General features: G+C 37.1%; 15 protein-coding genes, 1 tRNA gene and 3 pseudogenes. 10 read left to right on the forward strand and 9 right to left on the reverse strand.

Annotated elements, in window-relative coordinates; translation table 11 throughout:
• Positions 1-428 precede the first annotated feature (428 nt).
• Positions 429-1,778 (forward strand): S8 family peptidase, encoded by a 1,350-nt coding sequence (locus tag BMZ31_RS15695; RefSeq protein WP_090832882.1) that lies wholly within the window; start codon positions 429-431, stop codon positions 1,776-1,778.
• 46 nt (positions 1,779-1,824) lie between these two features.
• Here the strand turns inward: BMZ31_RS15695 and BMZ31_RS15700 are convergent, their stop codons facing one another.
• On the reverse strand, positions 1,825-2,724 hold the full coding sequence (locus BMZ31_RS15700; RefSeq protein WP_090832883.1) for a DMT family transporter: 900 nt from the start codon (positions 2,722-2,724) through the stop codon (positions 1,825-1,827).
• Positions 2,725-2,824: 100 nt separating this feature from the next.
• On the opposite strand from BMZ31_RS15700, the gene BMZ31_RS15705 reads away from it, so the two are divergent.
• Positions 2,825-3,517 (forward strand): MgtC/SapB family protein, encoded by a 693-nt coding sequence (locus tag BMZ31_RS15705; RefSeq protein ID WP_090832884.1) that lies wholly within the window; start codon positions 2,825-2,827, stop codon positions 3,515-3,517.
• Positions 3,518-3,603: 86 nt separating this feature from the next.
• Positions 3,604-3,676: transfer RNA gene (locus BMZ31_RS15710), tRNA-Ala, on the forward strand.
• 140 nt (positions 3,677-3,816) lie between these two features.
• Here BMZ31_RS15710 and BMZ31_RS20790 read toward each other — a convergent pair.
• The 4 genes and pseudogenes from BMZ31_RS20790 to BMZ31_RS15725 all read right to left on the reverse strand — a co-directional run.
• Positions 3,817-3,897 (reverse strand): annotated as a pseudogene (locus tag BMZ31_RS20790) (site-specific integrase); the annotation flags it as partial.
• Positions 3,898-4,366: 469 nt separating this feature from the next.
• On the reverse strand, positions 4,367-5,503 hold the full coding sequence (locus BMZ31_RS15715; RefSeq protein ID WP_090832885.1) for a zinc-dependent alcohol dehydrogenase: 1,137 nt from the start codon (positions 5,501-5,503) through the stop codon (positions 4,367-4,369).
• A gap of 16 nt (positions 5,504-5,519) precedes the next feature.
• Positions 5,520-5,882 carry a spore coat protein gene (locus BMZ31_RS15720; protein ID WP_090832886.1) on the reverse strand — a complete coding sequence of 121 codons (363 nt, stop codon included), beginning with the start codon at positions 5,880-5,882 and terminating at the stop codon, positions 5,520-5,522.
• A gap of 10 nt (positions 5,883-5,892) precedes the next feature.
• On the reverse strand, positions 5,893-6,108 hold the full coding sequence (locus BMZ31_RS15725; RefSeq protein ID WP_090832887.1) for a spore coat protein: 216 nt from the start codon (positions 6,106-6,108) through the stop codon (positions 5,893-5,895).
• A 144-nt stretch (positions 6,109-6,252) separates the two neighbouring features.
• On the opposite strand from BMZ31_RS15725, the gene BMZ31_RS15730 reads away from it, so the two are divergent.
• The 4 genes and pseudogenes from BMZ31_RS15730 to BMZ31_RS20795 form a co-directional block, all read left to right on the forward strand.
• On the forward strand, positions 6,253-6,465 hold the full coding sequence (locus tag BMZ31_RS15730) for a hypothetical protein (RefSeq protein WP_090832888.1): 213 nt from the start codon (positions 6,253-6,255) through the stop codon (positions 6,463-6,465).
• Entirely contained in the window at positions 6,458-6,757 is a 300-nt protein-coding gene (locus tag BMZ31_RS15735; protein WP_090832889.1) for a spore coat protein, read from the forward strand. The genes BMZ31_RS15730 and BMZ31_RS15735 overlap by 8 nt, the downstream gene beginning before the upstream one ends.
• 459 nt (positions 6,758-7,216) lie before the next feature.
• Entirely contained in the window at positions 7,217-7,477 is a 261-nt protein-coding gene (locus tag BMZ31_RS20565; RefSeq protein ID WP_139206624.1) for a hypothetical protein, read from the forward strand.
• Positions 7,441-7,591, forward strand: a pseudogene (locus tag BMZ31_RS20795) (IS110 family transposase); the annotation flags it as partial. The gene BMZ31_RS20565 and the pseudogene BMZ31_RS20795, both read left to right, overlap by 37 nt.
• Before the next feature lie 498 nt (positions 7,592-8,089).
• On the opposite strand, the gene BMZ31_RS15745 reads toward BMZ31_RS20795, so the two are convergent.
• From BMZ31_RS15745 to BMZ31_RS15750, 3 genes are all read right to left on the reverse strand, one after another.
• Complete coding sequence (locus BMZ31_RS15745; RefSeq protein ID WP_090832891.1) at positions 8,090-9,184, reverse strand: L-dopachrome tautomerase-related protein; 1,095 nt, start codon at positions 9,182-9,184, stop codon at positions 8,090-8,092.
• 121 nt (positions 9,185-9,305) lie between these two features.
• Entirely contained in the window at positions 9,306-9,452 is a 147-nt protein-coding gene (locus BMZ31_RS20420) for a hypothetical protein (protein ID WP_175478145.1), read from the reverse strand.
• Positions 9,453-9,689: 237 nt separating this feature from the next.
• Positions 9,690-10,553: an SDR family oxidoreductase gene (locus tag BMZ31_RS15750; protein WP_090832892.1), complete on the reverse strand. Its 864-nt coding sequence runs from the start codon at positions 10,551-10,553 to the stop codon at positions 9,690-9,692.
• A 222-nt stretch (positions 10,554-10,775) separates the two neighbouring features.
• Between BMZ31_RS15750 and BMZ31_RS15755 the strand changes: the two genes are divergently transcribed.
• Positions 10,776-11,210 carry an Rrf2 family transcriptional regulator gene (locus BMZ31_RS15755; RefSeq protein ID WP_090832893.1) on the forward strand — a complete coding sequence of 145 codons (435 nt, stop codon included), beginning with the start codon at positions 10,776-10,778 and terminating at the stop codon, positions 11,208-11,210.
• 169 nt (positions 11,211-11,379) lie between these two features.
• Here BMZ31_RS15755 and BMZ31_RS15760 read toward each other — a convergent pair.
• Positions 11,380-11,738: pseudogene (locus BMZ31_RS15760) on the reverse strand (winged helix-turn-helix transcriptional regulator).
• 252 nt (positions 11,739-11,990) lie between these two features.
• Here BMZ31_RS15760 and hxlA point away from each other — a divergent pair.
• Positions 11,991-12,623: a 3-hexulose-6-phosphate synthase gene (gene hxlA, locus BMZ31_RS15765; protein WP_090832894.1), complete on the forward strand. Its 633-nt coding sequence runs from the start codon at positions 11,991-11,993 to the stop codon at positions 12,621-12,623.
• Between the two features lie 8 nt (positions 12,624-12,631).
• Positions 12,632-13,189 (forward strand): 6-phospho-3-hexuloisomerase, encoded by a 558-nt coding sequence (gene hxlB, locus BMZ31_RS15770; protein ID WP_090832895.1) that lies wholly within the window; start codon positions 12,632-12,634, stop codon positions 13,187-13,189.
• Positions 13,190-13,453 lie beyond the last annotated feature (264 nt).

A 13,453-nucleotide genomic window follows, 5' to 3' on the forward strand; every position in this document is an offset into this window, starting at 1 on the left:
TTTGTTGACATTTTTGTTTGTTTAGTTTTCAAGGAACAATTTATTTCATTTTGTCGTTTCTCTCAGAAGCGACTTTATCAATATAACATGTTAGCTAACTTGCTGTCAACAGTTTTTTTAAAACTGTTTTTTGCGATGTTGCTTAGTTGCTAACTCCCTTGTGATGACAAGAAATAATATATCACGATAAAATTATGTTTGCAATATAATTTTCAAAAAAAGTTTTATATATTTTCTCCTACTATTTAATTGTATGAATCACTTAATCATTATCATGATTTATCTAAACTTCTTAAACCAACTTTCTACCCATCCTTTTCCAGTCGAAACTCCATTAAATCAATCCTAATTACTCATTGTTTGAATTTGAGTTTATCTTCTATACTTTTAATTGATAGAAAATTCTGAAATACATAGGAGGTTGTCTAATGAAAAAGAAGTTCATTGCGGGTGCGTTATCTGCATCTTTGAGTGCTGCTGTATTCTTGGGAAGCTTCGGAGTAGGACATGCTCAACAGGTCGATAAAAACTATTTGGTAGTTTTTAAAAGCGAAGCTAATCTCCCTGTAAATTATTTAAACTTGATCAATCAAGCAGGAGGGAAAGTAAAAAAATCTCTTTCTAAATTAGGTGCTGTAGAGGTAACCTCATCAAACCCTAATTTCTTAGCTGAGATTAAAGAAAGTTCTTCTGTGCTGGATGCTGGATTAGAAAATACCGTTAAGCGTGAAACAGCTTTGGAAAAAGAATTCCTCACAGATAGTTTTTCTTCTGGGGAATCAAATGATTTATATAAGAAGTATCAATGGGATATTAAACAGGTTACTCACGATGGAGACTCTTGGGACTTGGCTGGAGGTTCTGGTAAATCTACTAATGGAAAAGACATTATTGTCGCCGTAGTTGATACAGGTATTGATTATACTCATCCAGATATTAAGAACAACTATGCATACGGGAAATCTTTTGTTCCGGGCATTGAGAGCCCGATGGATGAAGACGGACACGGTACTCATGTTGCCGGTTCAATTGCAGGAAATGGACGTGTGTTAGGAATTGGCCCTGAACTGAAAGTAGCTGCTTATCGTGTATTCGGTCCTGATGAAAGTGCTGCAACATCAGACATCGCTAACGCGTTGATGACTGCTGCAGACGATAATGTAGATGTCGTTAACATGTCTCTTGGTGGATATGATTGGTTCCAAAATCCTGAATACGCAACAAAAGATGTGGTTGCCGACGTTCGTCTTTTTAACAGAGCCATACAATACGCGATTAATAAAGGTGTGACAGTGGTCGGTTCTGCTGGTAATGCTGCTGCAGATATTTCTAGCCCTGGTAAACTTTCTGGGGACGATAAAGGTGCTACACACAGAAGTCCTAGCAACCAAGGAATGATTCGTGTTGCTTCTAGTGGTCAAGAACAAAATTTAGCATGGTACTCTAACTACGGTGTAGGTAAAATTGATGTTATTGCTCCAGGAGGAGACTACGGAACTGCATGGCGAGCTAATTTAGATCTTACACTACGCGAAGGGAATAAACGCTGCTTATCTACGATTCCAGGCGGATATGCTTGGTATATTGGCACATCTATGGCCGCACCTAAAACAGCCGGTTTAGCTGGAGTAATTATTGCGAAGTACGGGAAAGATGTTCTTTCACCATCTCAAGTAAAGCATATTATACAATCTTCTGCTGATGATTGGTTTAAACCAGGCTATGACGGTGAGTCAGGTCATGGAGCAATCAATGCACTAAATGCTTTAAATCAATAATATAGAAAGAGGGTGTCCCACAATTTTGGGACACCCTCTTCTACTATTATACTCCCCTTTGTTTAAGCTGTTTTATTTTCCGCTCATCTAAAAGAAATAATGATATACCCACCATTACCACAAATCCACCCAGAATCTGCGACCAAATAACATATTCATCTAATATATAGAAAGCTAAGATTGTTGCACCAACAGGTTCAAATAATATAGCCATTGAAATCGTTGATGTACTTAACCATTTTAAAGACCAATTAAACAATGTATGTCCCAGTAAGTTTGGAATGAGTGCCAATAATAGAAAGTACATCCAATCTGAAGCCGGATAGGAAAATAGCGGTGCATCTACAATAAGTAAATAGATAAATAATGTGATGGCACTCATCGAATAGATGATAAAAGTGTATGTAATAAGCGAAATTCTTTTTCTAAGAGTTTGACCAACCAATAAGTACGCTGTGACCAGTGCACAAGCAATTAAAGATAAGATATCCCCAAATAAGGCTGATCCGCTAATCTGAAAGTCGCCCCAACTTATAATGATACTTCCCACAATGGCAATGACACCACTGACAATGGCTTTCGAAGATATTTTCTCCTTAAAGAAGTAATAAGTTCCTACGAAAGCAAATAATGGCTGGAGTGTGACCAAAACGGTCGAACTTGCAACGGATGTATAGTTTAATGACTCAAACCAGAGGATAAAATGAAATGCGAGAAAAATTCCTGCGATCGCAGAATACAACCAGTCACGTTTTGTGATAAGTCGCAGTTCTGAGGAATACTTTAATAGAAACAACGGTGTCATGAGTAGTACTGTAAAGAACATTCGATAAAAAGCGATGACCCCTGAAGGCGCAGTAGTAAGTTTAACAAAAATAGCGGATGCAGATACGGCAAGAACACCAATCGCCAGTGCAACATAAGGATTGATTCTAGGCTGTTCCATTTTTAAACTCCTATCAGTTATTAGAATAAGTGCAAATTTATCTTCATTATCATACAATATTTCTAATGTAACAAAAATCTTACCATAGGCGGATAAAAAAATGATGAGTATTGATACCGATATTTTATTAAAATTAGGAATTTCAGCGATTCTAGGTTTGGTAATCGGATTAGAACGTGAGTTGAAAAGAAAACCTGTGGGACTGAAAACGAGTTTAGTTATTTCGATAGTCAGTTGCTTATTAACCATTGTCTCTATTCAATCTGCCTATACTTTCCCACATGATTACGATATAAATATTACGATGGATCCATTACGTTTAGCCGCTCAAATTGTTTCGGGAATTGGTTTTCTTGGAGCAGGGGTTATTTTACGAAGAGGAAATGACAGTATTTCTGGATTAACCACCGCTGCCATGATTTGGGGAGCTGCCGGAATTGGTATTGCAGTAGGAGCAGGATTCTACTTAGAAGCCATTGCAGGCGTTACATTGTTAATCATTAGCGTCGAGTTCATTCCTTTTGCTATGGGGTTGATTGGTCCTAAACAGTTGAGAGAAAAAGTAATCATGCTACAAGTTCAAATAACAGATAAGGAAAGTATTGCACATATGATTTCTTACATTAGAGAAAATAAGATTTCAATTAAGAACATTCGAATAAAAGACCTCAAGGGCGGCGATCATCTCGTTCAATTAAAGGTTACGGTTGATATAAAGAGACACATAACGGATGTATATTACACGATTTCAAAATTTGAAAATATCCATAGCGTTGAGATTGAAGGATTGTAAAAGCCGCTGGATGCGGCTTTTATCATTTTTTTCTTGCACAGAAACAAAAAAACGGCTATAATTTTCCATGTACCGATCATTCATTCGGGGAATTAGCTCAGCTGGGAGAGCGCTACGCTGGCAGCGTAGAGGTCAGGGGTTCGAGCCCCCTATTCTCCATCATTGGAAACCCTTGTCCTGCAAGGGTTTTTCGCATTTTCCGAACCTCCTCTTACCTCATGATTTTATCAAAAGTAAACATAAAGTGCACCTTTAGTATACTAAAGCGTTTTACGCCTGTTTGAAGGAGCCTTTTTCAAATGACCTAATCGTTCTGCTACGACTTTGGGGTTTTCTCCATATATCAGCAGCAGAGTAGCATGAAGATGGCGTAAATCATGAAGCGTAATTAATTGTTAAACATGATTGCTTTTAAAAAAACAAGTGCGATTGTAGCCATAACTCCTTGTTATACTCTCGCCCACATTATAGTTTAAGTCCAATATTTCACAAAATTTACTAATGGTGACTTTACATATTTGCTCTGCAGTCCTTCAAGAAATCAAGGATATTCAACAATACCTTTAACCATAGTGATTATCGGTAATTAAGAAATTATTGATTCAACAAAAAAAGACGATGTGATCACCGCCTTAAAGGATTGTTTTATCTTTCTGTAAATTTATTTTTGAAATAAAGGTAATCAACTTTATGTTTTGTGGTCATTAGTTGTGATGCAAGTATTGCGGTGTAGATAGTTGTTAATAGTATGCCGAACACTGCTATCCCAAATATTGAGTTCTTGTTATTCAAAATAACAACCTCCATGTGTAAAAGAATATATAGGAATTCATCCTGGATTTATTCAATTTAAGGTTTTAGAATGACTTTTATACAATTATCGGTCCTTGTGTCAAAAACTTCGTATCCATGCTTCGCCTGGTCTAATGGAAGTACATGTGTAATTACATCACCAATATCAACCTTTCCTTCAGATATAAGATTATAAAGAAAAGGCATATACGGAATAACTGGGGCCTGACCCATTTTAATGTCAACATTTCTTTGGAAAATATCTCCTAACGGAAAACCATTATAACGTCCCCCATAAACACCGGTAATTTGAATGGTCCCAGCTTTGCGTACAGCCTGTGACGCAATAACTAGCCCACCCATTGCTCCGCCATGAAGCTTCATTCCGGATGCAAGATATTCAAGAGGCGTCATCTTGCCACTCATACCTGAACAATCTATAACGATATCTGCTCCACCTTGTGTTATCTCTCTTAAATATTCGCCAACATTTTCATGTTCTTCAAAATTTACAGTCTCTACTTTATTGGTCCGTTTCGCATGCTCAAGTCGGTATTTGAGGTAATCGACCGCAATAACACGCTCAGCACCTTTAAACCAAGCAAATTTTTGAGCAAGGAGACCTACTGGACCACATCCTAAAACGATGACAGTATCACCAGCTTTGACACCGGAGTGATCCACACTCCAATAAGCTGTTGAGGCTGCATCTGCAAGTAACACTAACTTTTCATCTTCTACTTCGCAGTTCTCCGGTAATTTGAATGGAGTAAAGTTTCCATAAGGAACCCGCATATATTCAGCTTGTCCGCCAGCAAATCCACCGGTTGTTTCTGAATATCCAAAGAAACCGCCCATTTCACCATGAGGGTTTGAATTATCACATTGGCTGGTTAAGTCATGGTTACAGTACCAGCAGTGCCCGCAGCTTACATTAAAGGGAATAATTACCCGATCCCCTTTTTTCAATTTTGTTACTTCGGGTCCTACTTCTTCGACTACCCCCATCGGTTCATGGCCTATTACGTAATCAGTTGGCATATTGGGAATCATTTGATGAATCAAATGCAAATCGGATCCGCATATAGCAGAAGTTGTTATTTTTACAATGATATCATCGCCATTTTTAATTTTTGGGTCTTTTACTTCTTTAACCTGGACATTTTTATTCCCCTGGTACGTGACAGCTTTCATTTTTCTCTAACCTCCCTTATTTATTAGGCGTTGCGAACATTCCAAGTCTATCCGTATCATTCGGGAATAAGTTCATCCCGGCAATCATTAAAGCATTGTCGGCAGATTTAAGATCCAACTCAACTTGCTTGCCAATATCGTTCGGATATAACCAGCCCTTGCTTATCATCAATTCAGATATCTCGGTGTGTAAATCAATAGATAATTCCATTTGCCTATATAATGCCTCTCTTAACTCCAGGCTCGATGTTTCAGTTAACGCAATGGCATATGTATGAATACCCGTTTTAACTGAAAGAAGAAACTCCAATGCAATGCCCGAATCTGCCATTTCTGGCATATGTTCGGCCCCTTGGGGATCCAAATAATCCATTTCCATTTTTTTCACCTCATTCAATATAATTGGTTCTTGCCCCTTTATAAAATTCTTTAAGTTCATTTATCGCCTTAATAGACTGTTGAACATTTTTTTCCATCAGTGCTTTTAAATCATTATCGAAACAAAGGCCCTGCATAAGCTTTGATTTCAATAAGCTTACAGTATTCAGGTTTAATAACTCATGTGTTTCCATTGTTTCATGATAAGCCAAGCTTTTCTTCTCCATGACTTCACCTCCTGAAATTAAAATCCCTTTAATATGTGAATATTATTCAATTGAATATTACTGGTTATGGAATATTTTTGGTGGAATGTGAATCTCCTGTCTGAAGCAAGATAAGAGAAGTTTTTAAAGATTGGAGAGATACTCTTGACAAAATATTTAGGACTTCATGAAACACTGGAGACACTCGAGTTAATTGCCTTTAAAACAGTATGTTTAACAAAAGCTGCAACTATGAGCAAATTGCTTCCTGATGGAGATCTTAAAACGATTCTTTCTGGTGATTTAGAATCAGGAAGTCAAGGTCTAAAGCAACTTCAGACCTTTATAACAAACCGGGAGGTGACTCACAATGACTAATCTCCTGCAAAATATGGCTGGAATGGGAGGATTAACAGAACGGACAATCGCCTCGGATTTTCTGATTTCATCTAAATCTGCCATCAGAAATCTCGCATTTGCTATTACGGAAACAGCTACACCTGAACTGAAATTCGTTCTTCGCGAGCAATTAAGAAATGCAGTGGATACACATGCCAAGATAACAGATTTTATGACTGCCAATGGATATTATCACCCTAATCATTTAGGTGACCAAATAAATGTGAGACTGCAGGATGTACATACCGCTTTAAACCTTAAAGATCAATAGGGCAGTATCGTATGTTTTATGCAAAAAAATCAGCTGCTATTAAACAGCTGATTTTTCCCTTCAATATATTAAACAGGTAGATCTTCAATCTGCCCGTCAGTTGAAGAAGAAAAGCCGCCTGTCACTGTTACCCTTTCACACCGTAATCATTGTATAAGATTCAAATTACTTTTCTGGGTTTCTTACTTTTAGCAATAATACATTACAACAGCTAACACAAAAACAAGCATTGACAGGAGAGTATTTCAAAACTGTATTTTTCTTAATAAGGGCTCCATATCCTGGTTGTAGGTTCCATGCTTTAACTATTAGCAAAGCCATCTCAAAGGAACCAGTTTCAAATACTGGGTATCTATTAATGGATTAAAGTCAATATCGGTCATTAAAAGATACCCCTCTTTCCATTAAGGGGAACACGTTTACCTCGTCAGTTAAACCGCTTCCGCCTACTTTTGAACCATGTTTGAGTCCGGTTGGGACTTAATCTCGTATAACAAGAGCTACGATACTACAAGAAGGATGAGGGTTACCGGTGAATTTGTTTATTGGAGTAGGAGATTTAATAATGAATCCAGTAGTTGGTCTGGAAAAGTGAGGTTCAAGCATTTCTGGATAAAAGAAAACCATACAGTAAAAGCTTTTGTATCAAGCGATCTTGATAGACTAGGGACATTGTTAGAATTTCTGGAATTCGTGACTCAAGAAAAAGAAAACGATTGATGAGATAATCCCCTAGAAATAAGAGATTAATGAGCATTTTACGATTAGAAAAGCAGTGAAGGTGAGTTGTACCAAGTAGCCGTTATTGCTTATGTAAATAAGCTCTTACATTAGATTAATGCCATATTAAAAACAAGTACCCCTTTCAAGAATTATGATTAAAACAATATCTTACAAAATACAGAAAAACCTTCTAATAACCGTTTACGGAAGGTTATCAGTATGCGCATTTTTAGTATAACTGGGTAATTTAAGTTTTTTAGTGAAAAGTGAAATACTATTAGCTGGTTTAGCTAACAAGAAAAGACCGTCGCAGTGGTCATCCTCAGCCATCGTAAATTAATGATTTTCCTTCAGTTTGCGAATATTCCAACTATTATAAGTAATTTACCAATCTATAAAAATAAAATAGGAGCAGTTTAGCATTACCACCCTAAACTGTTCCTAATAAACCATTTATATTTAAATAATTTAAATATACGATTTCCCTCCTTTTGCGACCACCCATTTTCTTTTACATTACAAATTTGATGTCTTTTCTTTTATGAATAGAGCTATATTAAGCTTACCCATTCAAATTTCACAAAAAATTGAACCAACTTTTATTAATTATCAAATGGCAGGAGCAGGAAATTCATCAATTTTCATACGAAGTAAACTATAAGGTTTTTGTCGCAGGTCTTTTCCATAATGAAATCTTGCCTGCCGATGTAATTGGTTCACAATGACATATAAGTATTCATCCGGACCAATCGAAAAAGTATCCGGCCATAAAATTCTCGGATCATGTGCGAGGGTTTCCATTGTGCCATTCGACAATATCTTTCGAATACTATTATTCTCATAATCTCCAGCATAAACGGCCCCTTTTGCATCTGTAATCATTCCATCAGATGCACCTTTTTCTCCCCAATATTCCACATGATAAGGTAAATCCATGTCCGGTATATTTCTGTCTCTCAGGGCTTCTGTTGGGATTGAGAACAGATGACGACTTGTTAGTGGACAAAAAAATAATACCTTTCCATCAGGAGAAATCGCAATACCGTCAGACGCCAATCTAAATGGAGAAGTCCCACCATCTTTATTTCGATTCATCAACACTTTTCCTTCTACTTTCGGTATAAAATAGGGATCGGGTGAAGTTGAATTTGCTCCACTTAACCGTCTAAACGCGTTTCCATTTTCTAAATCTACGACGATAATTGCACCTGGTCCTTTGGAAGAAGAATCCGTTATATAGGCATAACCTGCGTTTCCAACACGGAAATCAAATCGGACATCATTTAGGTAAGTTGTTGGCAGGACAACATCTTCTGTAAAGGTATATACTCTTCTAATTGTATTGGTTTTTAAATCAACAGCGACTAATTTCGCCCCACCTTTAATAGGTTCAGAAAAATTGGGTGCTGCTGTATCTAATATCCAAAGCGTTCCCCTTCCATCAGCAACTACACTTTGGACACTGATGAAAGTCATTGTGATATTCCCAGGGTTAACCAAATTGGTTTGTAAATTAGGATAAGGCTGCAATTTATCCTCAACAATTTCCGCAACCGTAAATTCAACATCGTCTCCCCATTTCGGAAAACAAATGAAAATACGACCAGTTTCCGAAACACTAACACCTGTAGGCATAGCCCCATAAAATGTATAAACTAGTTCTAACTTACCGAAATATTTTTCAATAGGTAGCATAGGTATCATGATATCCTCCTCAACTATTTAAAACGGGATATCACCTATATATGATTTATATTTTTTCTAGTGCCTGTTTTTTAACAAGTTTACCTATACGAAAAGATGATGGTGTTGATTGTTTGGAAATTTAAACCACTCCCGATTCTTCCAGGCTGATATTCTTTATGAAATATGTAAGATAATGCTGATTCAAAAAAAGCAATAAATGCCTTAAAATTGTACCATGGCCATATAGAAAGCCAATTTTTGTATAGTCAGTTTCACGATTTATCATTACCTCCTTTTAAACATTAATAGGTTGGTCGCCTAATATACCATTCCTTTTCAAAATTTCTCATTAACACAAAGAAGCAGACAAATTCAGTTGCGAATTGGACTGCTTCTTTGTGTGCTAATTTAATTTTTATACTCAAGAACCGAACCTATTACTTATTTTCTGCAATATGTTGTTTATTTGTTTATTAAAAGGCGATTTTTATTTGCGGGTTTAAAATTAAATCCAAAATACACTTTATTGGATACTTTGAACGATTTGGGATAACCCTTCGCTAAGTGGTGTAGCCGGACGTCCAAGTAGTTTTTCAAAATCGCTGCTCTCGATTTCAAGTGTGGCCTCTCGAATATCTTTCTGGATACCAACTAGAAAAGGAATGAGAAAATCTGGAACGCCAGCACCCTTCATTATCTCAGCATAAGAAGCATCATCAACCTGTTGTACTGGTACTTCCTTACCCAATACAGCGCCAAGTGCAGATGCAAACTCTTCCTGTGTCAATAACTTGCCCGAGAGCTCATAAATAGTATTTTCATGCCCGTTACCAGCTAATACTGCCGCGGCAGCCTCTGCATATTCCTGTTGCAGTGCCCAGCCAACTTTTCCAGTTCCTGCAGAAGTCACCCATGGGGCTCCTGCCAGTACACCTTGAATGCTTGAACTTTCATTTTCCAAGTACCAATTGTTACGCAAGAAAGAATAAGGAATTCCTGTTTTCAAAATAGCTTCTTCTGTTGCCTTATGTGTTGGAGCAAGCATGTTTTTACTTTCCTGGGCGTTTACAATGCTAGTATATACAATAAATTTAACACCGGCTCGCTCTGCTGCAGCAACCGCATTTGTGTGCTGACGAATTCTTGTTTCATTGTCTCCATCCGCAGAAATAATCAATAAGCGATCGATTCCTTTAAAAGCTGTATCTAAAGTTTCTGGACGGTCAAAATCTCCCTGGCGAACTTCTACTCCTCGAGTTTTTATTCCTTCTGCCTTCTCCGGATTACGAACACTAACAGCAAGTTGATTTGCTGGAACAGTTTTCAACAATGCATCAACAATTTTGGTGCCCAATTTCCCTGTAGCTCCAGTTACTAACAATTTCATCTTCCATTCCTCCTAATTAAATGTTTATCTTACCATCCTTCAGTTACATGCAATTCAATTAACTGTAACCATTTCAATTACATGTAACCATAATAATTACAACTTAAGATTTTGTCAATCACTATAAATGATAATTTTTTAAGGTATAATATAAACGGTGTAACCACTTTTATTACAAGAAAAGATTTATCCTTATGAAAATGCAAGAAAGGTGATGAATAAATGTCCATTAGTAGCCGATTTGCTGTAGGCGTTCATATATTATCTCTTATAGAATTTAATAAAGACGGTGTAAGTTCATCTGAATATTTAGCAGAAAGTGTAAACACAAATCCAGCACTTATCAGGAAAATTATTGGAATGCTAAAGAAAGCAGGGTTAGTAGAGGTACATCCTGGTATTCCGGGAACTAAGCTTGCAAGGAATTTATCTGACATTACTCTGTTAGATGTATATAAGGCAGTTAATGTCGTACAGGATAATGAGTTGTTTAATGTTCATGAAAGTCCAAATCCTAAATGTCCTGTAGGAAGAAACATTCAAAATACGATAATTCCTATATTGTCTGCCGCACAATTAGCGATGGAAAAGGTCTTGGGAGATGTAACCATTGAGTACGTAGTTAAGGATATGCTTGAAAAAGAAAAAATAAATTAACAACTAGTCAAAGGGTAATAAAGGTATGTCATTACCTTTGCAATTACAATTTAATAGATAGACTTTGTTTGCCTTTTACAAGGCCAACAAAGAAAAAAGGGCAATGCTATATTACATTGCCCCTTTCTAATATTGTCATGCTATTTGTTCCGGTTTATATAGTCAAGTTTTAATTAATTGACTCTTTCTTAGGATTTACCCCTACAGTCTCCATATAGTTTTTACCCCATTTATACATAGCATCGAGAATCGGCATCAAGCTTCTCCCCTGTTCAGTGAGGGAGTATTCCACTTTTGGAGGAACAACCGGGTAAACTTTCCGCTCTACTATCAAGTCTTCTTCCAGTTCACGCAATTGGTTCACAAGCATCCTTTGCGTGATCCCTGGCATGAGAGCCTTCAATTCACCAAATCGCTTGGTTCCTTCTTTCCCTAGATGCCATAATATAAGCATTTCCACTTACCACCGATAACTGATAGCGTCAATTCCTTTTCACAGTTAAAAATCTTATCCTGCATTCGTGACATTTCACTCACCTCTATCGTAATTATACCCCATAGTATACTTTTTAGGACTATGTAAAATAAAAGTGCGTACTTCTATTAAAAGATTATAGGTTGTATACTTGCAATTGTTCAGCGATTGGGAACATCATCGATCCGACTGCTGGTACAGATAATACTCCAAAAGGATAATATTACTGAAAAGGATCTATTTAATTTTGGAGACAGTACAACTGTACGAAAAATCCGAAAAAAAATTAATAGGAGTGAATATAGATGGAATTACAATTAGCTTTAGATTTAGTCAATATTCCAGAAGCAATTGAGCTTGTTAAAGAAGTGGGGGAACATATCGATATCGTTGAAATCGGTACCCCAGTCGTAATTAACGAGGGTCTCCATGCAGTAAAGGCAGTAAAAGAAGCATTCCCTAATTTAAAGGTTTTAGCAGACCTGAAAATCATGGACGCTGCTGGTTATGAAGTGATGAAAGCCTCTGAAGCAGGTGCTGATATTATTACGATTCTAGGCACAGCCGAAGATATGTCTATTCAAGGTGCTGTAGAAGAAGCGAAAAAACAAGGCAAAAAAATCCTTGTTGATATGATCGCTGTTAAAGATCTGGCTGCTCGCGCTAAAGAAGTCGATGCAATGGGTGTAGACTATATTTGTGTCCACACCGGCTACGATCTTCAAGCAGTAGGTAAAAACTCTTTTGAAGATCTGCAAACCATTAAAAGTGTTGTAAAAAATGCAAAAACTGCAATCGCAGGCGGCATTAAATTAGAAACACTTCCAGAAGTTATTAAAGTAAATCCAGACCTTGTCATTGTTGGCGGCGGTATTACTGGTCAAGCTGATAAAAAAGCTACAGCAGCAACAATGCAAGAAATGATCAAAAAAGGGTAAGGTCGAGCATGCATACGTCACAATATTTAGCTAAGATCTTAAAAGAGTTAATCAGAACAACTGACCACATTTCGGATGAAGAAGCTGAGAAATTGGTTAATGGGATTCTTGAAGCAAAAAAAGTGTTTGTAGCTGGCGCAGGTAGATCTGGATTTATGGCCAAGTCATTTGCGATGCGAATGGTGCATATGGGCATAGATGCTTATGTACCAGGCGAAACGGTGACCCCTAACTTTGAAAAAGATGACATCTTGATCATCGCTTCAGGTTCAGGAGAAACGAAAAGCCTTGTTTCCATGGCAGAGAAAGCAAAAAGTATAGGTGGAACGATTGCCTCCGTAACGATTTTCCCCGAATCTACAATCGGAAAAATAGCGGATATAAAGATTAAGTTACCTGGTTCACCCAAGGATCAATCGGAAGGTGATTATAAAACCATTCAGCCTATGGGCTCATTATTCGAGCAAACTCTTTTCCTATTCTGCGATGCTGTCATTCTGAGGTTCATGGAGAAAAAGGGCTTGGATACGAATAAGATGTATGGCAGACACGCCAATTTAGAATAAAACGTTGATTGTCTATGAGAGACCGCAAACTATCTATGCAAGATTGCGGTCTTTCTATTTAATTTTACCTTCTCCCCTATAGTCCTTTTAGATTTTCCGCAATCAATATTCACTAATGAGCCAAGTAGATTACTGAAGAATAACCACCTTCACTCCAGAAATATGTACTTATGTAGGTTAGTTTGATATTCATTCGTCCATTTTCAAAAAACAAAGACAAGCACCCAAGATATTTCAAAAAAATCCCATAAAATAATCTCAAAT

Source organism: Bacillus sp. cl95 (assembly GCF_900115925.1).
Classification (GTDB): domain Bacteria; phylum Bacillota; class Bacilli; order Bacillales; family Cytobacillaceae; genus Neobacillus_A.